Source organism: Roseburia intestinalis L1-82, assembly GCF_900537995.1.
In the GTDB taxonomy this organism is placed as follows: Bacteria; Bacillota; Clostridia; order Lachnospirales; family Lachnospiraceae; genus Roseburia; species Roseburia intestinalis.
Genome location: NZ_LR027880.1, coordinates 2,555,007 through 2,577,062, shown reverse-complemented (window position 1 = coordinate 2,577,062; position 22,056 = coordinate 2,555,007). Strand labels below are relative to the sequence as shown.

Sequence of the window (22,056 nt, the reverse complement as noted above, 5' to 3'; positions counted from 1 at the left end):
TATATACACAGATATAGGAAACGGTAGATTTTGTATTGAGAAATATAAGGCTTGGAGCAACGATTGAGGGATTAGTGAGAAAAGAAAAATATGAGCTTCCACCAGAAGCAATCCGGGAAATGATTATTAATGCCCATTGCCACCGAAATATTTTAGATGAATCTTGTATTCAGGTTGCGATTTATGATGATCGTTTGGAAGTAACATCTCCGGGAGGTTTATATAATGGACTGACTTATGAAGAAGTTATGAATGGTCATTCAAAAATCAGAAACAAAGGAATTGCTAACATATTCAGCCAGATGGGGCTTATAGAGGCATGGGGCAGTGGAATTAAAAGAATTCTAAATGCAGCAGAAAAGTATGGACTTCCAAAGCCGAGAATTCAGGAATTTGATAATATGTTTCGTGTAGAACTTTTCAGAAAGAATTCTTTGACAAAGCGAGAAAGAATTGATTTCATAGATGAATTAGAATTGGGACGGAGAAGAGACGGAGAAAGTTCGGAGAAGGGACGGAGAAGAATCGCCATATTGAACTGAACGATACGCAGAAGAGAATTCTTAACTTTCTTTCTGATGATCCTAATTTGTCCGCAGTAAGATTAGCAGAGCAATTAGGAATCAGTAGTCGAAATGTAGAAAAGAATATAAAAAAACTAAAAGAATACGGTATTCTTATTCGACATGGCTCGCCAAAGAATGGATACTGGGAGATTGTTGTTGAAAATTAAAAAAGAAATTTATGGAGAAAATCATGGAAATAAAAAGCATACTGATCAAAGACACCACAAGAGAAGAAAGAATCCGCATAGTACAGGAAGGCTTGAACCAGTGCGGGGGAGCCTGCGATTTCTGCAATGGCTGTGACAATTTAGGCGGCGGTTCTGTTGATGCATTTTACGAGCCATACATCAATGGCGAGAAGGAACTGCGCGAGATCAATGAAGAATACAGAAGCAACTCCGGTCTGGTAAAGTAGGTGCAGTATGAGACCGCCAGAGATAGCATCTTCCACAGAAGAGGAAAGAAGACAGTATATCAAAGATACCTTTCCGTGTATCGCAGACTGCGATATGTGTGGACTTTGCACCGTATTTAAGGGCAAAGATCCGGAACGTGCACATGCAGATTATATCAGCGGAAAACGAAGTTATCTGGAGGTGTCTGCGGATTACAGGTAAATAGCTGCTGAAAGAATAAAGAAATGATTTAAGAACCATACACTTTTTTGCTTAAACAAAATGGCAGAAATGACGATATTAACAAAAGAAACAATGATGTTAAGATTTATTTGTAATACCGGGGGTAAAAATGAGTTATACGATCAATTTTTCAAAACAAATGTCTGGGATTTTACATCCGAATCCGAATATGTTAAAGAGCACGAAAGAAAAAATGGAGAGACAGTCAGAGCGGGACAGTAAAGTTGCATTTTTTGAGGCACAGAAAGAAAATCTGAAAAATATGAAAACCGAAACGGTGGAGGATATTGCCAAAAAACTGGAAATGTTCCATACCTATGAGGATGAGATCGCTGCGGCAAAGCAGGAGTATAACAGTTCGCAGATGTTTCATATCATGGATGAGGCGGAGGAAGAGGCTGAGAAAAGAGCCAAAGAGGCAGAGAAGAATAAGCCAAAGACCGAGGAAGAAAGAAAAGAAGAAGCTGTGGATGAGGCGCTTGGAACAGACGATGACAAGGGAATGCTTGCTGAAAATATGGAGAAGCTGTCAGAGATCACAGATCAGATGACAGAAGAAATGACCGGTGACCTGACGGAAAACATCGAAGCACTGCCAACGGAGAAAGCACCAGAAGAAACTGCAGAGAAAGAATTATCAGGACAGAAATTATCAACGAAGGAACTGTCAACCGAGGAAAAATTACAGCAGGATGCCATAGAGAAAAAAGCATATCACCCGTTTGACATGCGCGCATAAGAATCCGTAAAGGACTGGGGGAAATGGTTAAAGCAGCCGATAAATAAAGTAACCACTCGGTCCTTTCAGGGGAGTGGAGCAGTCCCGACTGACAGACGGACTGCAGAAAGGAGAAAAATGACAGTTAACGGGGTAGGAAGTTATGGAACATTTGCTGTATCCGGCAGTTCCGGGAGAAACGTAAAGTCCGGACAATCGGTTCGTTTTAATTTTCAGGCTGCAGGCGAGAAGGCTGATAATCTGCTTGCCGGAATGAAAGAACTAGATACCGGAAAAAGAAGTTCTGACAGGAGTATATTGGAGGACAGCGGTTGCTTTGACAGCAGTTATTGGTCCGAAAATATGAAGAAAGCGGCAGAAACGGCAGATTCAGAGCAATCTGTCACAGATTTACGGGAAGAATATGCCAGGCTTTTAAAAGAAAAATCTGAGGAGATCTTTACAAAAATCAAAAATGGTGAAACGGAAAATTCCTATCAGATCGGGTCACAGTCCTTTACAGAGAAAGAGTGGGATGAATTTCTCAGCAAATTCGATTCCTTAGAAGATGCGATCCGGAAACTGATGGAGGAAGAACAGGAAAAAAGAGCGGCAGAAGAGCTGGGAAAGGAGAAGGAAACATCTGTGGAAGAAGCATCCATGGAAAAAGTATCCATGGAAAAAGGGTTCCAGACGGAAGGTGATCTGCTCACGGCAGATTCCACATCCTGTACATATCCTGCCGATCAGCCGGATAAAGAGGATATCCGCTATATCACCTGGTATACCGAGGAGGGTATTTTCTGCCGGAAAGCGGGACAGACAGAAGGCTATGAGTGGTCTATTTCTTTTGAGAACAGGGAACAGTATGAAAAGGTCATGTCATTGATCGGTCAGCTTCCGTCCGACTGGAATCTGCGTTTCGAGGCGCATGAAAATTTCTGGAGAGATTTTTTAGATGATAAGATCGACGTGGATGATTTTATGGATTTTATGCGCAGCATCAATCAGGGTGAAAAGATATTCTGCCGGTATCCGGGAGGTACTTTGTATACCGCCGATGAGATCGATTCACTGATGTTTGAACAGTATTTAAAGGAAAACCATATGACACTGGAAGATTACCACGCCAGCCAGGAAGCCTTTCGGGCAAAGCATGGATATCCGGGATATTATTAAAAAGATTCGGGGGTCAAAAAATTGAAAACCACCTTTTGCCTCCCGAATCTTAAAAATTATTAGCAGGTGCCGTCTGTAACACAAAAAATTGTGTACAGGCGGCACTTTGTGTTATACTCTGAATACGAAAGATGTATCTGAGTTTTTAGAATGTCAAATCACACAAAGTATCGCTTTGTTTTGTTCGAATATCTGAAAATAAAAGAACAGATTATAGAAAGTGAGATATGAAGAAATGCAGTACCACGGAGGAGACATATACAGTAATCGAGAAAAAAGGACAATCAATAAATATAGAAAGGGAAAGTGATATGCAAGAAAATATAAATTTTATTGTGGCAATAGTTACGTCTCTTATTACAATGTGCACATTAATATATAATACTTTTTTTAAGGGTGGTTTTAAACGGGAAAAACAATATTATAATAAGATATTGATTCCATTTATTGAAGCGTTAAAAGCTGGAAATGAAAATGCGTTACAAGAGATAAAAGATCAGATAAACCATACCGATGAATGTGTTCCAAAATATGTTATACATTTGATAAATACATCTCAAATCCAAACGGATAATACGATAACAGATAAAAAGTTATTAAAAGTATTTATATATGATTACTTGGATATTTATCCTAATGATGATAACAGGATGGATCAATTACCATGTATAATTCTTAAAATTTTTACATATTTTAAATTTTTTCTAGCATTTTTGTTCCTTATGGTAGGTAATATGTATTTGTTTATAATCATAAATAGTTTTTTGCAATATGGAATGGATAATGGATTTATTTCATCTTTTACATCAAATATTAGAAGAATAGATTGTTTTGAAATATTAAGGGCTGTAATTTGCTATGGATTATATGTGGCTGTTATTTTTTGGGCGAAAAATTCTAATATAGATAGATATACAACTCGAAAGAAGAAAATTGAAAAAATGATTTGCAGGAAAGTTAAGGCTTATGATAAAAGAAATGACAAGTATGTATATTAAAAAACAAATAAGAAAGAAAGCAACGCGCTAGGACAGTTATGAATCAAGCAGTTTGTAGCTGGCTGTTTGCTTTTTAGATTTAATTTCCAAAAGTGAGAAAAGTTATGAAATATTTATTCAAAACTTCGTACCCAGCATGTTATAATTGATGTAGTTGAATATGAAGGCTACAGAAAGGTTACTCACCGTGAGGAGATTTTATATTTATAATGAGGAGAAAAGGATTATGATTAAATTAGAGAAAAAGAAAAGTTGCATTATATGGATTCTTATGACAGTGATATGCACATTTTTTGTTTGTATGATCGGAAATGTAAGCGTAGAAGCAAAAACTGTAACAAAGGATATTACAATAGGGAAAGGAAAAACATATGCCATTGAGCAGACTTTTAGCGGAAAGGCAACATTTAAGACTAGCAACAAAAAGATTGCTGTAATAAAGAATGGAAAAATCATAGGAAAATCGATTGGAAAAGCTAAAATTACGATAAAGGACAAAGGAAATACATATATATATAAAATTACTGTTGCGAAAGCATACTTAAACCAAAATGAAATTATAGTTAATGTTGGAAAAACTGTAAATCTTAAAATAAAAGGCATGAAAGGGAAAGTAAAATGGAGTTCCTTGAATAAAAAGGTAGCGACTGTAAAAAATGGTAAAGTTACTGGAAAGAAAACAGGTAAAACGGTTATTCAGGCAAAAATAAATGGTACTATCTTGAAATGTAATGTTAAAGTGGAAAAACCGGAGCTCAGCAAGAAGAAAGTCACTATCGAGAGTGGAAAATCGTATATATTGAAAGTAAAAGGTACAAGCAGGAAAGTGGTTTGGACGTCTTCGAATAGAAATGTTGTTACAGTAAAAAACGGTAAGATTACTGGAAAGAAACAGGGAAATACGACAGTCATTGCAAAAGTAAACGGATCTGTATTAAAATGTAACATAAGGGTTACAGCTGCAAAGAAGCCGCATAAAGATGATGCACAAAATACTGAGAGTACAGAAGATAAAAAGCCTGATAATAATGACAGCATTGAGACAAAAACACCAAAATTAAGCACTACATCTATTACTTGGAAATTTGGTGATGGGGATGATGGAACGTATTTAACATTGAATAATGCAGATTGTGATGATGTTATATGGAATACGTCAGATGAAAAAATAGTGCGTATATATCCTGAAGGAAATAGTGCTGTAATATATAATAATTTAAAAGGTGGAAAAGCTATTGTAACAGCAACTTATAAAGGAAAGACATATTCTTGCAATGTAGTAAGTTATAGCTTGTATAAAACCAATATTTCACGCGAAGAAGGAACGGGATTTGATTATGATGAATCAGCGAAAAATATGGATGAACTCGTAAATACGGAAAACTTTTTAGGAGTTTCTTTGGATTGGACGTGGAATAGAACTGATTTGGTTCAGAAAAAGACTACACCAGATGGATCATACACACATTATATTGTGGAGGATAGCGGAACAACGGAAGTTACAGGAATTTCCAAGGATGGCTTCACGAAAGCTGTGATAACAATTAATAGTTATGGAAAATACATTGATAAAAAGGGTACTTATGATGAGAAGCTTACAAATGAGGTCTTTGAATTGTTGAAAACAGAGGAAACCAGGAATACAGACAAAAATTCATCGTTTTATTCTATGCCGAACGACCAGTTAGAATTTTTACTTTTTACAGCAGATAAATGGTATAAAGGAGAGATATCAGATAGAAAAAGAGTAAATTTGTTTCGCTATACGCCATTTGAAAATGCAATGTGTTCGTATTCGCCATATGGAGAAAGAGAATATATGGGGGGAGCCAATAGTAAGGTTATAGAAATAAGTGGTAAAAATACGGCAAAAGAAGTGGTTGAAGAAATAAATAATTCGATGGGAGACAAAAATTGGTCAAGACCATTATTATTTATTAAAATACATAAAGATAAAGAAAAAATATATGTGTATTTGGTGCAAGGTTAAAACATCTGTAGTGTTGGAAATACATAATAAAATAGAAATGAAGAGAACTGTAAAATATAAACTTGGTAAAGGTTTCGCTCTTAATATAAGGGTGAAGCCTTTTTATATTGTAAAGGTTTCAAGTTCTGTTTCAAGATCATTAATTCGCTTTAATAGATAAAGTCTTACCTTTTCATCTGGCGTGTGATCAGCTTCATATTTTAACTTATTTATAGTATTCTGTTTATTCGCCCATTCTTTTAGAAAGTTTTGTAAATCAGGAGAATTAAAAGAATAGATTACAAAGTGCCGTCTGTAACACAAAAAATTGTGTACAGATGGCACTTTGTGTTATACTCTGAATACGAAAGATATATCTATATTTTTGGAACGACAAATCACACAAAGCGTGGTTTCGTTTTGTTTCAATGTCCGAAAATAAAAGAACAGACTACAGAAAGAGAGAAATAAAGGAATGCAGTACCACGGAGGAGATATATACCGCAATCAGATAAGACTGGATTTTTCGGTGAACACCAATCCGCTTGGAATGCCGGACTCGGTAAGGGAAGCACTTCATCAGGCGGTGGAGGAGGCGGAACATTACCCGGATATCCATGCACAGGAACTTGCAAATGCAGTTGCAGAACAGCTGCGGATATCAGAGAAAAAGCTTGTGTTTGGAAATGGTGCGTCAGAATTGTTCCATGCCGTTTTACACGCAGTAAAACCATCGAAAATACTGATCCCGGTGCCGTCCTTTTTAGGATATGAAGAGGCGGCAAAGGCGCTGGACTGTGAAGTTATTTTTTATGAGATGAAAAAAGAGGAAAAATTCTGCCTGACCGAACGGATCCTTGATGCACTAGATGAGAGCATTTCTCTGGTGTTTCTGGCAAATCCAAATAACCCGGTCGGAAATCTGGTTGAGCCGGAACTGATATTTAAAATTGCAGAAAAATGCAGACAATGTGACATTACACTGGTGCTGGATGAGTGTTTTATGGAACTGACCGGAAAAGAACAGAAATATTCCTTTTTAAGTTATTTAGAAGAATTTCCGAATGTGGTCGTGGTGCGTGCATTTACCAAATTATATGCGATTCCGGGGGTGCGGCTTGGGTATCTGGTCTGTGAACAGACTCTGGCGGAAAAGATCAGATTGCAGCTGCCGGAGTGGAATCTTTCGGTATTCGCCCAGAGGGCAGGAGTCGCTGCAATCAAAGAGCAGGGATATGTTGCACGCACTGTGACCTGTATACAGACGCAAAGGCTGTTTTTGCGTGAAGAATTAAAGGCGGCAGGATGCATTGTGTATGATTCCGATGCAGATTATCTGTTGTTTTACAGTGAAAAAAAGCTGGATGAACTTTTTTTACAGCGTGGTATTTTGATTCGTGACTGTAGTAATTTCCGGGGACTCCAGAGCGGTTATTACCGGATCGCGGTAAAATCGGAAGAACAGAACCGGATATTTGCAGAGGTGTTGAGAGAGATCCATGGAAATGCGCAGGCAGTAGAATGCATTGACCGGATGAAAGAGAAGTCAGAAGAACGAATTGACAGAGTAAAAGAGGATTCGAAAGAGCAAAGTGATAGAGCAAAAAGGCAGGAGTGCGCCGATAAAGTTGGAACAACAGCCCAACTGGTACACAAAACAGGCGCAGTAGAATTTGTACTGCCGGGAGAGATCGAGGGGCGCAGTTTTGCAATTATTACAAAAGAACTGGAAGAACGCGGTATTGTGATCCCGAAAGAGCAGGAGCCGGTGACAAAAAGAGTGATCCACACGAGTGCGGATTTCGGATATGCAGATACACTTACTTTTTCGGAGAATGCAGTGGAGATTGCAAAACACCTGATCCGCACAGGAGCGGATATCGTGACAGACACAAATATGGCGCTCTCCGGTGTCAACAAAAAAGTGCTTGAGGCACATGGTGGAATGGCGCGTTGTTTTATGGCGGACGAGGAGGTTGCAGGAGAGGCAAAAGAACGCAAGGTGACAAGGGCGGTCGTTTCCATGGAACATGCAGCAAAACTGGACAAGCCGGTCATATTTGCCATCGGCAACGCACCAACGGCACTGATCCGTTTGTATGAGCTGATTTGTGATGGAATTTACCGTCCTGCATTTATCATCGGAGTTCCGGTCGGATTCGTCAATGTGGAGGTGGCAAAGGAAATGATCCTGCACACAGATGTGCCATGTATCGTGAACCGGGGAAGAAAAGGAGGCAGCAATGTGGCTGCTGCGATCTGTAATGCACTTTTGTATGAAGTGCGGCGGGAGGATGCAGCGAAAAAGGTGGATTGATATTTACAAATGGAAATGGAGATACCTATGCGTTACGGATTTACGACCGGAAGCTGTGCGGCAGCGGCGGCAAAAGCGGCGGCATATATGCTGATCACCGGAAAAATAAAAAATGAGATAGAGATCGAGACGCCAAAAGGGATTCGGTATCATGCTGAAATCACGGATATCCGGCGAAGTGAAACTGCAGTGAGCTGTGCCGTGATCAAAGATGGCGGAGATGATCCTGACATTACGACGGGCGCACATATCGTGGCAGAGGTTTCAAGGATTGACGGCGGCATACAGCAAAAAGAACCGTCCGTGCATCGGCAAAAGAGTACGATGGATGGCAGCATGCAGCAAAAAGGGCAGTCCGCGCATTTACAGAGAATCGTAATCGACGGGGGATATGGTGTCGGACGTGTTACAAAACCGGGATTAGACCAGCCGGTCGGAAATGCAGCCATCAATCATGTGCCGCGTGAGATGATCGAAAAAGAGGTGCGGGAAGTCTGTGCGCTCACGGATGAAACGGCAGATCTTCTGGTGGAAATTTCCGTGCCGGAGGGGGAGACGCTTGCGGCACAGACGTTTAATCCGAGACTTGGCATCACAGGCGGAATCTCCATCCTTGGGACGAGCGGTATTGTGGAGCCGATGAGCAGCAGGGCACTGCTTGAAACAATCCGGGTAGAGTTAAATCAGAAGCGTGCCATGGGGTATTCCATTGTGGCAGTCTCACCGGGAAATTACGGACTGGATTATATGAAACGGACTTATGGTTATGATCTCGATAAGAGTGTAAAATGCAGTAATTTTATCGGAGATACGATCGATATGGCGGTGGAAAATGGATTTGAAGCCATGCTTCTGACCGGTCATATCGGCAAGCTGATAAAAGTCGCCGGCGGCATCATGAACACACACTCGCAGGAAGGAGACTGCCGGATGGAACTGATCACGTCATCTGCTCTGTCAGCGGGTGCCGATGCAGATACGGCACGTCAGATCCTTTCCTGCGTGACAACGGAAGAGGCGGTTAATGTGTTGAAAAAAGCCGGATTGTGCGAAAAGACGATGGAACTGATCATGCAAAAGATAATGTTTTACCTGAATAAAAGAGCCGCAGGGAAAATTGCGGTCGCGTGTATTTTGTATTCCAACGAGCACGGAGGACTTGGAGAGAGTGCAGGGGCGGCAGAGCTGCTTGCGAGACTGAAGGAGGAGAAAAGATGATTTATTTTGCAGGTGCCGGCTGTGGGGCGGCGGATCTGATCACGGTGCGTGGAATGAAACTGTTAGAAAAGGCGGATGTGGTGATCTATGCAGGATCACTGGTAAATCCGGAGCTGCTTTCCTATACCAAAGAGGCATGTGAGATATATAATAGTGCCACGATGACGTTAGAGGAAGTGATCGAAGTGATGAGAAAGGCAGAGTCGGAGAGCAAGATGGTAGTGCGCCTGCATACCGGGGAGCCAAGTCTTTACGGCGCAGTCAGGGAGCAGATGGACTGTCTCGATGAACTTGGAATTTCTTATGAGAGCTGTCCGGGAGTTTCCGCCTGCTTTGGTGCAGCTGCATCTCTGCAGATCGAATATACACTGCCGGAGGTCTCACAGAGCCTTATTATTACCCGTATGGCAGGAAAAACATCGGTGCCGGAAAAAGAGAGTATCGAGAGTTTTGCAGCACATCAGGCATCCATGGCGATCTACTTAAGTACCGGTATGTTAGAGGAACTTTCCAGACGTCTTGTGGCAGGTGGGTATACGAAAGACACCCCGGCAGCGTTAGTGTATAAGGCGAGCTGGCCGGAAGAAGAAGCATACCTGTGTACAGTGGAAACATTGCCGTTAGTTGCAAAGAAACATAATATTACGAAAACAGCACTGGTTCTGGTGGGAAATGTTCTTGCAAATAAACGCTGCGCGCGCTCAAAACTGTATGCGCCGGATTTTGAAACGGAATTCCGTAAAAAGAAGGAGTAACACATGCAGATCGATATCATGAGTTTTACCAGGCGCGGGATAGAACTCTCGGCAAAGATACGGGAATGTCTGTATTCGTGTGGGAAAGGGTACGAAGTGTGTCTGTATACAAAGTATGGCAGATATCAGGAAATATCAGATGCAGAGATACAGACTGAGTGGATCCGGGAACACAATCGTGCCAATGGCAAAAATCCGGTTTATGTCAAAGAAAGCATCTACGACTGGATGCGCGCGCGTTTCGAACAAAACAGAAATGGGAAAAAGACAGCAGTCATCTGGATCGGCGCATGCGGAATCGCGGTGCGCGCCATGGCACCTTCTCTGCGTGATAAACTGACAGACATCCCGGTTCTGGTGGTGGACGAGGCGGGACAGTTTGTTATCCCGGTTTTGTCCGGACATTATGGCGGAGCAAATGAACTTGCAGGACTGCTTGCAAAACGGATCGGTGCAGTGCCTGTCATAACAACGGCAACCGATGTCAATCATGCGTTTGCCGTGGATGTTTTTGCGAAAGAAAATGGACTTTTCATACAGAATAAAGAGGAAATTGCAGGAATTTCGTCGAAAATTCTCGATGGAAAGAAGATTATGATAATGACAGGCGGGCGGGTGGAAGGAGAGATACCAAAATCGGTACTGATATCTGACATAACAACATGTGAAGAAAATCCGCCACAAAAGTGGTCGGTGAAAAAAGAACAGGACCATATATCTATGCCGGATGTTGTGATTTCTGCAAGGTATCCGGTAAAAAATATTCCAAAGAGTCAGGTCATAGATGAACAGGTGGATGTTAAAACGCATACAGATCCGCTCTGGCTGATCCCCCGCACCATCATCCTTGGCATGGGCTGTAAAAAGGGAAAATCCTGTGAGGAGATCGGGCAGTTTGTCTTAGAGACATTAGAACAGGAACAGATATCCATACAGGCAGTTACAGCGCTTGCCACGATCGATCTGAAAAAAGAAGAACCGGGATTTTTAGAATTTGTAAAAAAATATGGGCTGGACTTTCTGACGTATCCGAAAGAAGTCTTAAAAGAAGTGCCGGGAACCTTCAGCGGTTCGGCATTTGTGTCACAGACAGTCGGCGTGGACAATGTGTGTGAACGCGCAGCGCTTGCAGCATGCAGGAAAGAAGATAAAGAGAAAATAAAGCAGCCTGGATGTGGCAGTGAGGGAAAAGAAAAATCGTATATGCAGCAAAATTGTGACAGCAGGGAAAATCAGAAAAAAATGTTAGTACAGGGCAGGTTACTGCTCAAAAAGAAGGCAAAAGACGGAATGACGCTTGCGATAGCTGAGCGGGAATGGAGTGTAAGATTTGATGAAACATAAAATATATATTGTGGGAATGGGACCGGGAGAAGAAGCAATGATGACGATGCAGGCGTATGATACACTGCTGGCATGCGATACGATCATCGGCTATCAGGTTTATTTAAAACTGTTAGGCGAAGCATTTGCGGAAAAAGAGCAGCTTTCTACACCGATGAAGCAGGAGCGGGAGCGCTGCATCCTCTGTTTTGAGAAGGCGAGGGAAGGGAAAAAAGTATCCCTGATCTGCAGTGGGGATGCGGGGGTCTATGGAATGGCATCTTTGATGTATGAGATCGGGGAAAGTTACCCGGACTGTGAACTTAGTGTCGTGCCGGGCGTCACCGCTGCACTCAGCGGGGCTGCGTGCCTTGGAGCACCATTAAACCATGATTTCTGCGTAATCAGCTTAAGTGACTTACTGACGCCGTGGGAAAAAATAGAAAAACGTTTAAGAGCGGCGGCGGATGGGGATTTTGCGATTGCGATCTACAACCCGTCCAGCAGAAAACGTGCGGACTATCTGATGCGTGCCTGTGATATTCTGTTAGAGACAGTTGAGGAGACACGCCCGTGCGGATATGTGGAAAATATCGGAAGAGATGAGTCAAAAATGGAACTTTGCACGTTAAAAGAATTGCGGGATCGTCAGGTCAACATGTTTACGACCGTGTTTATCGGTAATTCAGAAACAAAGATCATAGACGGACATCTCGTCACTAAAAGAGGATATCATATATGAAACGGATATTGATTTTTTCCGGCACCACAGAGGGCAGACAGTTAGCGGATATCTTAGATGCATCCGGGATCTGCGCGGATGTCTGTGTCGCCACGGGATATGGGCATGAGGTCATGACCGAGGGGCAGTATCGGAATATTTACACCGGAAGACTTACGGAAGAAGAAATGAAAGAATTCATGCAAAAGGGAGACTATGCTGCAATCGTTGATGCAACGCATCCCTATGCGGTCGTGGTTTCTTCTAATATCAGGCAGGCGTCCGCACAGGCAGGACTTCCGTATTATCGTCTGCGGCGGACACTGCAGTCGGCTGGAGATGACAGCGATGTAATTTATGTAAAGTCACAGCAGGAATGTGTCCGCGCGTTAGAGCAGACCAGTGGAAATATTCTTCTTACAACGGGAAGTAAGGAACTGCACTGTTACTGCGAAAATGAGACATTGAGGGAGCGGCTGTTTGTCCGTGTCCTGCCAGGGACAGAGAGCATAGAGATCTGTCATAAAAACGGCATTTTAGGGAGACAGATCATTGCCATGCAGGGCCCGTTTTCCGAGGAAATGAACCTTGCACTTCTCCATCAGTATCAGATCCGTTATATGGTCACAAAAGAGAGCGGTGCGTCCGGTGGATTTTCAGAGAAGATCAGTGCCGCGAAAAAGGCAGGGGTATCAGTATTTGTGATCGAAAACCCGGAGGCGGAGAACGGGGAGCAAAAGGAAAACCTAGAGGAAATTCTTCAGGAAATAGAACGTTTGACCGGTAAACACATTCGAAGAAAACAGATGCAGGTATCTCTTGTCGGGATCGGCATGGGAAATACAAAACTGATCACAGAGGAAGCGGCGGAGCGTATAAAAGGCGCAGATCTGTTATTCGGGGCAAAAAGACTGCTGGATGCGGTGCCGGCGCAATGGAATGTAGCTGCGGAACGACTGCCGTATTATCTGGCAAAAGACATTCTTCCATGCCTTGATGATGCAGGTGAAAAAAGTGGGAAAGCCATTTTCCATGCAGTCATTTTATTTTCCGGCGATACCGGATTCTACAGCGGCGCAGAAAAAATGATGCAGGCATTGCAGGGCAGGGAGAACACGGAGGTGTCCGTCTGTCCTGGGATTTCCTCGGTTTCTTATCTGGCTGCGCGCAGTGGTAACAGCTGGCAGGATGCTAAAATCGTCAGCCTGCATGGGACAGACCAGATGGAGCGTTTGATAAAAAAGGCAGGGATGAGAGAAAAAGTGTTTGTTATTACATCCGGTGTTTCGGATGTCCGCGAAATCGGGAAGCGGCTGATCGAATGTGGATTAAAAGAGACGACTGTGACGGTCGGATATGCGCTGTCCTATCCGGCGGAACAGATAAAAACATTGTCTCCGGAAGAATGTATGCAGCTTACCGACGAGGGACTTTATACCTGTCTGATCCAGAATCAGAGGATTTCGGGAGAAAAAAAGAATTCTGATCCAAAATTCCTGACGCATGGTCTGCCGGATGACGCATTTTGCCGGGATAAGGTGCCGATGACAAAGGAGGAAGTCCGGGAGGCGGCAATCTGTAAAATGCACCTGACACCCGACGCGGTGGTTTATGATATCGGAAGCGGGACAGGCTCAATCGCGGTCGAGATGGCAAGGCTGTCAGACAATCTTACCGTCTATGCCATTGAGCGAAAACAGGAGGCTGTCGCACTGATCGAAAAGAACTGCACAAAGTATGGACTTGCCAATGTAAAAGTGATCTGTGGGGAGGCACCCGGGGCACTTACAGGGCTTCCGGTTCCAACTCATGCATTTATCGGTGGAAGCAATGGCAGTTTAAAGGAGATATTAACGGATTTATACCGGAAAAATCCGCGTATGCGTGTGGTAGTGACGGCAATTACGTTAGAGACGGTTGGGGCTGTTTCTTCTATATTAAATGAGTTTCCGGTGGAACAGGAAGAAATCATCCAGATGTCAGTCAGCCGTGCGAAAAAGGCGGGACGTTACCATCTGATGCAGGCGGAAAATCCGGTGTTTATCCTGTCGTTTTATTTTGCAGGAGGGACGGAGTCATGAGGACACCAAGAATACTGATTGGCGCGACAGGAAGTGGAAGCGGAAAGACTACGATCACCTGTGCACTGCTTGAAATATTAAAAAGACAGGGGAAAAAAGTACAGGCATTTAAGTGTGGACCAGATTATATCGATCCGATGTTTCACCGCACGGTACTTGGAATACCATCGAAAAATCTGGATACGTTTTTTACCGGGGAGAAAATGACGGCAGAACTGTTTATGGAGTCTGCAGTAAATGCAGATATCTCTGTGATGGAAGGCGTAATGGGACTGTATGACGGGTTAGGCGGGATCCGGAAAGAAGGATCTGCCTATGACCTTGCGACGGTGACAGACACGCCGGTCATTTTAGTCATCGATGCGCACGGAATGGGGAGGAGCATTCTTCCGCTGATCGCCGGTTTTCTTTCCTATGATACGATTCATCTGATCCGTGGAATTATTTTAAACCGCACCTCCGGCGCATTTTTTGAGACGATACGGCCGGAGATCGAGAAGAGTTTTCCGGTAGAAGTTCTTGGATATTTTCCAAACCAGAAGGAGATTCTTTTAGAGAGCAGACATTTGGGACTTAAACGCCCGGAAGAAGTAGAAAAGATGGCGGAACTGCTGGCAAAAACGGCGGATATGTTAGAAAAGACCGTCGATATAGACAGGCTTTTCGCAATCGCGGAGGGGGCATCAGAACTGCCGGAAGGCAGCACATTAGAAAAAGACAGTTACGGTAAGCAGAAAGTACATTTGCAAAAAAGCGGAAAAAGACCCGTGATTGCCGTGGCACGCGATGAAGCGTTCTGTTTTTATTATGAGGACAACTTAAAGGCACTTGAAAAAGCCGGCGCAGAGATTGTATTTTTTTCACCGCTTCATGATGGAAGTGTGCCAAAAGAAGCGGACGGTCTATTGCTTCCGGGAGGGTACCCTGAACTCTATGCGAAAGAATTATCTGAAAATAAGACGATGCTTGCGGATATCAGGGAAAAGGCGGAACTCGCGATGCCGATCGTTGCTGAGTGTGGCGGATTTATGTATCTGCATCAGACGATGGAAGATACAGAGCATCATGTTTATGAGATGGCAGGCGTTGTGCCGGGAGACTGCTTTTACACAGGGAAACTGGTTCGTTTCGGGTACATCGAACTTACGGAAAAAGAATCAAACTTTCTGCCGGAAAATGGCAGCATAAAAGGGCATGAATTTCATTATTTCGACAGTACCGCAAACGGTGATGACTGTGTGGCATTAAAACCGGTAAGTGGGAAAAAATATGACTGTGTTTTTGATAAAAATTCATGCTTTGTGGGATTTCCGCATCTTTATTATCCATCTGCGCCGCAATTTGTGGAAAATTTTGTAAAAAAAGCAAAAAATTATGCGGACAGGTCAGAAGTAAATAGCTAAGGAAGCATTTTAATGCAGCAGGATAAATAAATTGTTGTGAAATACAAAAAATATGAAGTGAAAACACAGGAACAGAATTTAAGTAAAAACAGGGGAATACAACCGTGAAAAATACAGAAAAAACAGGGATACTCTACGGAATCGGCGTCGGACCTGGTGACCCGGAGCTGGTCACATTAAAAGCGGTACGGATCGTTGGAGAGTGCGATACCGTGATACTCCCGGCAAAAAGCAAAGAGGACTGCATCGCCTACGGAATCATGAAAGAGGCATGTGGGAAAATTGCAGAAAAAGAATTGATATGTATGCCCTTTCCGATGACAAAGGATGAGAGCAGACTTACTGCGGCGCATGAGCAGATCTGTCTTGAGATAAAAAAATTGTTAGATAACGGCAGACAGGTGGCTTTTTTGACGATCGGAGATCCGACGGTTTACTCCACTTACCAGTATATCCATAAACGTGTGGTAAAAGGCGGCTATGAGGCACATATCGTAAACGGAGTCCCGTCTTTTTGTGCGGCGGCGGGGGCACTTGGAATATCGTTAGCGGACAATAAAGAAGAGATCCATGTGATACCGGCATCCTATGAGATAGGAAAAACAGCAGAATTTTCCGGAACCAGAATTTATATGAAGTCCGGGAAGAAATTAGGAGAATTAAAGCAGATGCTGCAAAAACAGCAAAAAGATAGCAGACTGGAAGTGTATTCGGTAGAAAACTGTGGTATGATGAATGAAAAAATAACCACAGAGGTGGAAAAGTTAGATGATACCTCCGGTTATCTTACCATTGTGATCGTAAAGGAGCATTGACCTTGGAAAATTCCTATCGTTATTTTGAAAACAGGGCATGTAAATATTATCCGTGTCATGAGGTGGAAAATGATGAGATGAACTGCCTGTTCTGTTTTTGTCCGCTGTATGAGAGAGAACACTGTCCGGGCAATCCGGAATATATTAACAGTAAGGGCAGAGTCATCAAATCCTGCATGCACTGCACATTTCCCCACGAAGCGGAAAATTATGATATTATCATGCAGTTTTTAAAAAAGAAAGCAGAGACGGAAAAATAAGTGACAGAAGAGAAATTTATTCATACTAATTTAAAAAACGAACTGACACACGATTTCCTTGTGGAAATTTTAAAGCATTACCATTATGAGCAAAAAGATATGGAAATGCTAAAGGAAGTTGCAGGGGAACTGCGCGAATGCCTTGCCGGGGAGGAAGGATTTTACTGCATGACGAGGCGTCAGTGTGAACAGATCCTGAATCTGTGCAGAGAAGAAAATTATGCAATCGGGATATTTACGCTGGGGAGCAGGGTAGATGAGCTCGAGAACCGTTATAGCAGCACAGAGCGTTTAAGAGAAGCATATGCAGTTGAGACGATCTGCTGGGAGCTTTTGCGGAAAGGATATGACATGTTTCAGAGGTGGGCAGAGGCACATTTGAAACAGCGCCTTGAATCTTATCATTTTTTTGGCTCGGAGGAGGGGCTTCCTTTTGAAAAAATGGCACAGCTTTTAGCAGAGATGGGACAGAATCGGATTACCTGCAATCAGGCATACTGCATGGAACCCAAAAAAAGCGTGATGTTTTTAGCGGAATTTTCCGGTGGAAGTCTGAAAGTGGAATCTAAGCGGAATTTCCGGGAAAAATCCGGGAAAAGTTCCGGTGCAGGAGTAAAATGGAATGCTGCTGAAACAGAAAAATGTGGTGACAAAAGTACCGGAATCTGTGCATCCTGCAGCAATAAAGAATGTGCTTATCGAAGATAAAAAGATTGTTTTTTATAAAAAACATCCGAAAAACGTAGTAACAAATTTGGCAATTATTTCAAAAAACATCCGAAAAAACGGGTGTTTTTTTGTTTACCTGGTCAGTTCTACTTTATTCGAACATAATTTCGGATGGATGAATGGCTGATAAAAAACAGGACACATATCAAAAAATTGAGTAAAAATAAGCAAATTTTTTTTCGGGAAAACATGTATAAAAAATTTGACTTTTGGATATAACCTAAGTATGATATGTGCCTGTATCAAATGACGGCATTCGTCATGTTGACATATATGTATCATTCTTGAGGAAAGGAGCAAAATGAGAAAGAGAATATTGGGCGCGGCAGTGCTGTTTAGTTTTATCGTCAGTCTGACTGCAGCATCCAACATGAAAGAAGACGTAAAGATCAAAGAAGTTCCGGCAATGGAGGGACTTGCAGCAGGATCAATACGTTTTGCACATTCATTTACGCCAGAATCAGATGAAAAAACAGGAATCGAAAAAAAAGAAAGTATGATAGTAACATCTGCATATGATGATGATCTGATGCAGGAAAAAATAAGAACCACAAAAGAAACACAGATGGAGGAAACTGCACAGGCGGTGCAGGAAACTCCGGCAGAGCAGAATGCACAAACAGTGCAGGAAGCTCCGGCAGAGCAGGATGCACAAATCGTGCAGGAGACTCAGGCGGCACCGGCCACACCGGAAAACCGCTGGCATATCACTTTATCGCCGGATGAAACAGAGCTGCTTGCCAGGATCGTCTGGTTAGAATCACAGGGAGAACCGGTGAAAGGACAGCAGGCGGTTGTGGAGGTTGTGTTTAACCGTATGAGAAGTGATGTGTATCCGGATACACTTTATGAGGTTTTAAGCCAGAAAAATCCGGTACAGTTCTGTTCTTTTAAAAACAGGGACAGGGCAAAACCGACACAGAAGGAATATGACTCCATCCAGCAGGTGCTGGACGGAAAAACCAGAATATTAAGAGATGATACAATGTATTTTTCCACATTTCCGCTGACGGAACATGTGGAGGTCAAAATTGGTGGGCATTATTTTTGCTATTAGCACAACGGAAAAAGAACGGAACGGTCATGAAAATTTTTCAGACCGGGAAGTTCTTTTTTTGATATTAGAAATTGACTTCCCTCTGCGGAGAAATTATACTGATTCTTGGCACCGGAATGTCTGGGGAACGCGCATTCGATTGTTTATTGTTCCTGATGACAGTGTGTTTAGAACGTGTACAATTTATTATAGAGTGAATTTTCAGCAAAAAAACAAGAATGGAGTTTCCATGGGAGATACAAGAAAAGAAGAAGCGGAGTTTAGTCTTCGCAAAAAATATCATAAGACAATATTTTCACGTTTTGCAAGAGCAATCAACACCTACCGGTTAGTGGAAGACGGCGATCATGTTGCAGTCTGTATTGCACAGGGCGGGAATGGACTGATCCTTGCAAAATGTTTTCAGGAGATAAAACGCCACAGAAAGATTGATTTCGAGGTGGATTTTTTTTCATTCGAAGAGGAGAATAACGGAAAATTTATCCGGATTGCAGAAGAGACTGGTATTCCGGTGCAAAAACTCCACTCTGTGGATGACGTAAAAAACTCCGGCTGTAATAAGTTAGCGGTGGCAGACTGCTATGAGGATGTGATAGAAATGATACTTACGGGCGTACTGTATAGGGGAGAAATCAGTACTCTGATGCCAAAAGAAAAGGAGCGTGACTTTGGCGGCATAGAGGTTATCCGCCCGTTTTATCTGGTGCATAAGCAGGATCTGAAAGAATGGAATATGGAGTTTGGAATGGTAACAGGAACGAAAGAGGACTTTTCAGACCAGCAGGAAGAAGTAAAACGTCTGCTGGAGGAATTTGAAAACATAAATCCCGGAATTGCGGCAAATATCTTTAAAAGTGTGGAAAATGTAAATTTAAATACTGTGATTGCATATCATACAGGTATGGGACTTCACAGTTTTCTGGAAGATTACGAACAGTAACAAAAATAGGACTTTAGATACAGTTTATTTTGGTTTTCTATTTAAAACAGGAAATAAAACTGTTATAATAAAAAACAGGTTTCATAAAATCAGAGCAGCACAGTGAAAATGGATCGGAAAAGGAACATACTATGGAAAAACAGCGGGCAATTTTGGAGAGCGTTATAAAAGAAGAAATTGATTTTATTTCATATGTAGATCTGGAAGATGGGATGGTACATACCATTGTTACCAATGAGGATGCGGATGTTATGCCGCCGATTGATGGGGATTACCAGAAGGTCAATGATGTGACAATTCCAAAGTATGTACATCCGGAAGACAGAGAAATGTGCGAGAGGGAGTTTAGGCTGGAACGTCTGCAAGAAAATTTACAGAAAAAAGAACGTTTCGTCATTAATTACCGTTTGTTGTGCGGCGGGGAATACCGTCGGAAATCAATGAATATCCACTATTATGACAAGACAAAAATGACCCTTGTTTTTGTGCGCAGAGATGTTACGGATAATTATGAAGAAGAACAGAATCGCCAGAGAGAGATTTATGATGCAATGCTGGCGGCAAAGCGTGCGGATCGTTCCAAGAGTGAATTTTTAGAGCGCATGAGCCATGAAATCCGTACGCCCCTTAATTCAATTATCGGACTTTCCTATCTGAGCAGGGCAAATCTTGGCGATGAAAAAAAGGTTCTGGAAAATTTTGACAAGATTGAGATGTCGGCACAGTTTCTGCGTTCCTGTATGGATGATATTTTAAACCTTTCGCTCTTAGAGAGCGGCCGTGTTGCATTCCATGAGGAAAGTACGGATTTTGAAGCATTCCTCACACATATCGAGAAAGAGTTTTCAGATAAGGCGCAGGAGAAGAAGATTTCTTTTTCTGTACAGAGACGTGGTTCATTTGCGGATCAATATCTGTTTGACCGTGAAAAATTAAATGAGGCGCTGTCAGCGATTTTAGAAAACGCTGTAAAATATACACAGCCGGAGGGAAGCGTATTTTTTATTATAGAGCTTTTTACCAGAGGAGAACAGGAAACGATCTTCCGTTTCGAGATCCGGGATAATGGAATCGGTATGGAACAGAATTTTCTGCCGCACATTTTTGATGCATTTGCACAGGAAGATGACAGAAATACGACGTTAAGCGGTGGAACCGGATTAGGACTTACCATTTCCAAAAATATTATTGATTTTATGGGCGGTAAGATTGATGTGTACAGTGAGAAAGGAAAAGGCTCCGCGTTTGTCGTGACGGTTCCATTAAAGACTGCAAAAGAGGACAGACGGAGGACAGAGCGGACGACTTATCAGGAATATGATTTTTCCGGGAAAAGGGCATTGCTTGTCGAAGATAATGAAATCAATATTGAAATTACAAGAAACATTCTGATACATAAGAATTTTATGGTGGATATCGCTGAGAACGGAAAAGCGGGCGTGGAACAGTTTTTGAAGCATGAACCGGGATATTATGATGTGATCCTGATGGATATCCGGATGCCGGTCATGGATGGACTTGCTGCCACACGCTGTATCCGTGAATCGGATCATTCGGACAGTAAAACGGTACCGATTGTTGCGATGACCGCAAATGTATTTGAGGAGGATGTAAAAAAATCATTTGATGCAGGAATGAATGCCCACTTAAGTAAGCCGGTAGATATTAAACAGATGTATGCTGTTTTAGATGAGCTGGTAACTGGTGATGGATTACTTTAAATGAGATGCATAATCTGACAGGTTCTGACCACACTATTGTTTAGGCGAGTCAATGTCAAGACGATATGCCGACGATAGATTTAAAATATGGAGGTGGAACATGAGCCAGTTATCAGAAAAAGAGTTATCCGTGTTAAATGATCTGCTGACCGAGGAGGATCTTCTGATCAAAAAATTCCAGATGCTTGCAGAACACACAGAGGATCAGGAAATCAGTGCAAAATTTACGGAGATTTCCCAGAAACATCAGGGACATTTTAACTCCCTGTATGCACAGTTAAGCTAAGGAATAAGAGAGGGAGGAAGATCATGACTGAGCAGATTTATACAGACAAAGAGATCTTAGCCGATGCACTCACGGCTGAGAAGGCGGCAACAAATAACTATAATGCATTTGCAAATGAATGTGTGCACGACAGTGTGAGGGATGCGATCCTTCACTGTTTAGAGCAGGAACACTGCATCCAGGAAGATGTGTTTAACATGATGCATCAGAGAGGGCTTTATCCGACACCAGATGCCGATGCAAACAAAGTAGAAAATGCAAAACAGAAGTTTTCACAGTGTGTGAAGACAGTGTAAAACAAAACAATAGATCAACGCTTTGCGGGCAGATCTATGATTAGAAATGAAAAGGCGCAGATCCGG

Annotated in this window: 23 protein-coding genes; all 23 read left to right on the top strand. The window is 42.3% G+C overall.

Features of this window, described 5'->3' with window-relative positions:
• The first annotated feature begins 74 nt into the window (after positions 1 to 74).
• The 23 genes from RIL182_RS21290 (at position 75) to RIL182_RS12030 (ending at position 21,990) form a co-directional block, all read left to right on the top strand.
• Positions 75 to 542: an ATP-binding protein gene (locus tag RIL182_RS21290; protein ID WP_022112052.1), complete on the top strand. Its 468-nt coding sequence runs from the start codon at positions 75 to 77 to the stop codon at positions 540 to 542.
• Positions 543 to 589: 47 nt separating this feature from the next.
• Positions 590 to 733: an HTH domain-containing protein gene (locus tag RIL182_RS22175; RefSeq protein ID WP_006856906.1), complete on the top strand. Its 144-nt coding sequence runs from the start codon at positions 590 to 592 to the stop codon at positions 731 to 733.
• Positions 734 to 756: 23 nt separating this feature from the next.
• Complete coding sequence (locus RIL182_RS12135; protein WP_015560399.1) at positions 757 to 981, top strand: hypothetical protein; 225 nt, start codon at positions 757 to 759, stop codon at positions 979 to 981.
• Between the two features lie 7 nt (positions 982 to 988).
• Positions 989 to 1,183, top strand: a complete 195-nt coding sequence (locus tag RIL182_RS12130; protein ID WP_006856841.1) for a hypothetical protein — start codon at positions 989 to 991, stop codon at positions 1,181 to 1,183.
• 130 nt (positions 1,184 to 1,313) lie between these two features.
• Entirely contained in the window at positions 1,314 to 1,943 is a 630-nt protein-coding gene (locus tag RIL182_RS12125; protein ID WP_006856842.1) for a hypothetical protein, read from the top strand.
• 117 nt (positions 1,944 to 2,060) lie between these two features.
• On the top strand, positions 2,061 to 3,101 hold the full coding sequence (locus tag RIL182_RS12120; protein WP_006856843.1) for a hypothetical protein: 1,041 nt from the start codon (positions 2,061 to 2,063) through the stop codon (positions 3,099 to 3,101).
• Positions 3,102 to 3,328: 227 nt separating this feature from the next.
• The gene (locus RIL182_RS12115; RefSeq protein WP_006856844.1) at positions 3,329 to 4,099 is read left to right on the top strand and encodes a hypothetical protein; all 771 of its coding nucleotides are present in this window, start codon (positions 3,329 to 3,331) and stop codon (positions 4,097 to 4,099) included.
• A gap of 226 nt (positions 4,100 to 4,325) precedes the next feature.
• On the top strand, positions 4,326 to 6,089 hold the full coding sequence (locus RIL182_RS12110) for an Ig-like domain-containing protein (RefSeq protein ID WP_022112054.1): 1,764 nt from the start codon (positions 4,326 to 4,328) through the stop codon (positions 6,087 to 6,089).
• A 454-nt stretch (positions 6,090 to 6,543) separates the two neighbouring features.
• Positions 6,544 to 8,385, top strand: coding sequence for a precorrin-8X methylmutase (locus RIL182_RS22055; protein WP_330573265.1), 1,842 nt, complete (start codon positions 6,544 to 6,546; stop codon positions 8,383 to 8,385).
• 9 nt (positions 8,386 to 8,394) lie between these two features.
• Positions 8,395 to 9,603 (top strand): cobalt-precorrin-5B (C(1))-methyltransferase CbiD, encoded by a 1,209-nt coding sequence (gene cbiD / locus RIL182_RS12095; RefSeq protein WP_118772546.1) that lies wholly within the window; start codon positions 8,395 to 8,397, stop codon positions 9,601 to 9,603.
• Positions 9,600 to 10,358: a precorrin-4 C(11)-methyltransferase gene (gene cobM, locus RIL182_RS12090; RefSeq protein WP_006856846.1), complete on the top strand. Its 759-nt coding sequence runs from the start codon at positions 9,600 to 9,602 to the stop codon at positions 10,356 to 10,358. The genes cbiD and cobM overlap by 4 nt, the downstream gene beginning before the upstream one ends.
• A gap of 3 nt (positions 10,359 to 10,361) precedes the next feature.
• Complete coding sequence (locus tag RIL182_RS12085; protein WP_006856847.1) at positions 10,362 to 11,702, top strand: cobalt-precorrin 5A hydrolase; 1,341 nt, start codon at positions 10,362 to 10,364, stop codon at positions 11,700 to 11,702.
• The gene (gene cobJ, locus RIL182_RS12080; RefSeq protein WP_006856848.1) at positions 11,692 to 12,423 is read left to right on the top strand and encodes a precorrin-3B C(17)-methyltransferase; all 732 of its coding nucleotides are present in this window, start codon (positions 11,692 to 11,694) and stop codon (positions 12,421 to 12,423) included. The genes RIL182_RS12085 and cobJ overlap by 11 nt, the downstream gene beginning before the upstream one ends.
• Entirely contained in the window at positions 12,420 to 14,483 is a 2,064-nt protein-coding gene (locus tag RIL182_RS12075; RefSeq protein ID WP_006856849.1) for a bifunctional cobalt-precorrin-7 (C(5))-methyltransferase/cobalt-precorrin-6B (C(15))-methyltransferase, read from the top strand. The genes cobJ and RIL182_RS12075 overlap by 4 nt, the downstream gene beginning before the upstream one ends.
• Positions 14,480 to 15,886, top strand: a complete 1,407-nt coding sequence (locus RIL182_RS12070) for a cobyrinate a,c-diamide synthase (RefSeq protein ID WP_006856850.1) — start codon at positions 14,480 to 14,482, stop codon at positions 15,884 to 15,886. Before RIL182_RS12075 ends, RIL182_RS12070 begins: the two co-directional genes overlap by 4 nt.
• Before the next feature lie 104 nt (positions 15,887 to 15,990).
• Positions 15,991 to 16,701: a precorrin-2 C(20)-methyltransferase gene (gene cobI, locus RIL182_RS12065; protein ID WP_006856851.1), complete on the top strand. Its 711-nt coding sequence runs from the start codon at positions 15,991 to 15,993 to the stop codon at positions 16,699 to 16,701.
• Positions 16,702 to 16,703: 2 nt separating this feature from the next.
• Positions 16,704 to 16,961, top strand: coding sequence for a cysteine-rich small domain-containing protein (locus RIL182_RS12060; protein WP_006856852.1), 258 nt, complete (start codon positions 16,704 to 16,706; stop codon positions 16,959 to 16,961).
• Complete coding sequence (locus RIL182_RS12055; protein WP_006856853.1) at positions 16,962 to 17,669, top strand: hypothetical protein; 708 nt, start codon at positions 16,962 to 16,964, stop codon at positions 17,667 to 17,669.
• A gap of 322 nt (positions 17,670 to 17,991) precedes the next feature.
• Positions 17,992 to 18,747 (top strand): cell wall hydrolase, encoded by a 756-nt coding sequence (locus RIL182_RS12050; protein WP_006856855.1) that lies wholly within the window; start codon positions 17,992 to 17,994, stop codon positions 18,745 to 18,747.
• 229 nt (positions 18,748 to 18,976) lie between these two features.
• Positions 18,977 to 19,687, top strand: a complete 711-nt coding sequence (locus RIL182_RS12045; protein WP_055195576.1) for a tRNA lysidine(34) synthetase — start codon at positions 18,977 to 18,979, stop codon at positions 19,685 to 19,687.
• A gap of 131 nt (positions 19,688 to 19,818) precedes the next feature.
• Positions 19,819 to 21,408 carry an ATP-binding protein gene (locus RIL182_RS12040; RefSeq protein ID WP_006856857.1) on the top strand — a complete coding sequence of 530 codons (1,590 nt, stop codon included), beginning with the start codon at positions 19,819 to 19,821 and terminating at the stop codon, positions 21,406 to 21,408.
• Positions 21,409 to 21,508: 100 nt separating this feature from the next.
• Positions 21,509 to 21,694, top strand: coding sequence for a hypothetical protein (locus RIL182_RS12035; RefSeq protein ID WP_015520385.1), 186 nt, complete (start codon positions 21,509 to 21,511; stop codon positions 21,692 to 21,694).
• A gap of 23 nt (positions 21,695 to 21,717) precedes the next feature.
• A complete protein-coding gene (locus RIL182_RS12030; protein ID WP_006856858.1) occupies positions 21,718 to 21,990 on the top strand; it encodes a spore coat protein in 273 nt (90 codons plus the stop codon).
• The last annotated feature ends 66 nt before the right edge of the window (positions 21,991 to 22,056 follow it).

Excerpts from the sequence above, each read along its gene's own strand:
- RIL182_RS12130 (WP_006856841.1), top strand. The coding sequence starts at position 989 with ATGAGACCGCCAGAGATAGCATCTTCCACAGAAGAGGAAAGAAGACAG.
- RIL182_RS12115 (WP_006856844.1), top strand. The coding sequence starts at position 3,329 with ATGAAGAAATGCAGTACCACGGAGGAGACATATACAGTAATCGAGAAA.
- RIL182_RS12070 (WP_006856850.1), top strand. The coding sequence starts at position 14,480 with ATGAGGACACCAAGAATACTGATTGGCGCGACAGGAAGTGGAAGCGGA.
- RIL182_RS12040 (WP_006856857.1), top strand. The coding sequence starts at position 19,819 with ATGGAAAAACAGCGGGCAATTTTGGAGAGCGTTATAAAAGAAGAAATT.
- RIL182_RS12045 (WP_055195576.1), top strand. The coding sequence starts at position 18,977 with ATGGGAGATACAAGAAAAGAAGAAGCGGAGTTTAGTCTTCGCAAAAAA.
- RIL182_RS12135 (WP_015560399.1), top strand. The coding sequence starts at position 757 with ATGGAAATAAAAAGCATACTGATCAAAGACACCACAAGAGAAGAAAGA.
- cobM (WP_006856846.1), top strand. The coding sequence starts at position 9,600 with ATGATTTATTTTGCAGGTGCCGGCTGTGGGGCGGCGGATCTGATCACG.
- RIL182_RS12075 (WP_006856849.1), top strand. The coding sequence starts at position 12,420 with ATGAAACGGATATTGATTTTTTCCGGCACCACAGAGGGCAGACAGTTA.
- RIL182_RS12120 (WP_006856843.1), top strand. The coding sequence starts at position 2,061 with ATGACAGTTAACGGGGTAGGAAGTTATGGAACATTTGCTGTATCCGGC.
- RIL182_RS22055 (WP_330573265.1), top strand. The coding sequence starts at position 6,544 with ATGCAGTACCACGGAGGAGATATATACCGCAATCAGATAAGACTGGAT.
- RIL182_RS12030 (WP_006856858.1), top strand. The coding sequence starts at position 21,718 with ATGACTGAGCAGATTTATACAGACAAAGAGATCTTAGCCGATGCACTC.
- cbiD (WP_118772546.1), top strand. The coding sequence starts at position 8,395 with ATGGAAATGGAGATACCTATGCGTTACGGATTTACGACCGGAAGCTGT.
- cobJ (WP_006856848.1), top strand. The coding sequence starts at position 11,692 with ATGAAACATAAAATATATATTGTGGGAATGGGACCGGGAGAAGAAGCA.
- RIL182_RS12050 (WP_006856855.1), top strand. The coding sequence starts at position 17,992 with ATGAGAAAGAGAATATTGGGCGCGGCAGTGCTGTTTAGTTTTATCGTC.
- RIL182_RS12085 (WP_006856847.1), top strand. The coding sequence starts at position 10,362 with ATGCAGATCGATATCATGAGTTTTACCAGGCGCGGGATAGAACTCTCG.
- RIL182_RS12110 (WP_022112054.1), top strand. The coding sequence starts at position 4,326 with ATGATTAAATTAGAGAAAAAGAAAAGTTGCATTATATGGATTCTTATG.
- RIL182_RS12125 (WP_006856842.1), top strand. The coding sequence starts at position 1,314 with ATGAGTTATACGATCAATTTTTCAAAACAAATGTCTGGGATTTTACAT.
- RIL182_RS12035 (WP_015520385.1), top strand. The coding sequence starts at position 21,509 with ATGAGCCAGTTATCAGAAAAAGAGTTATCCGTGTTAAATGATCTGCTG.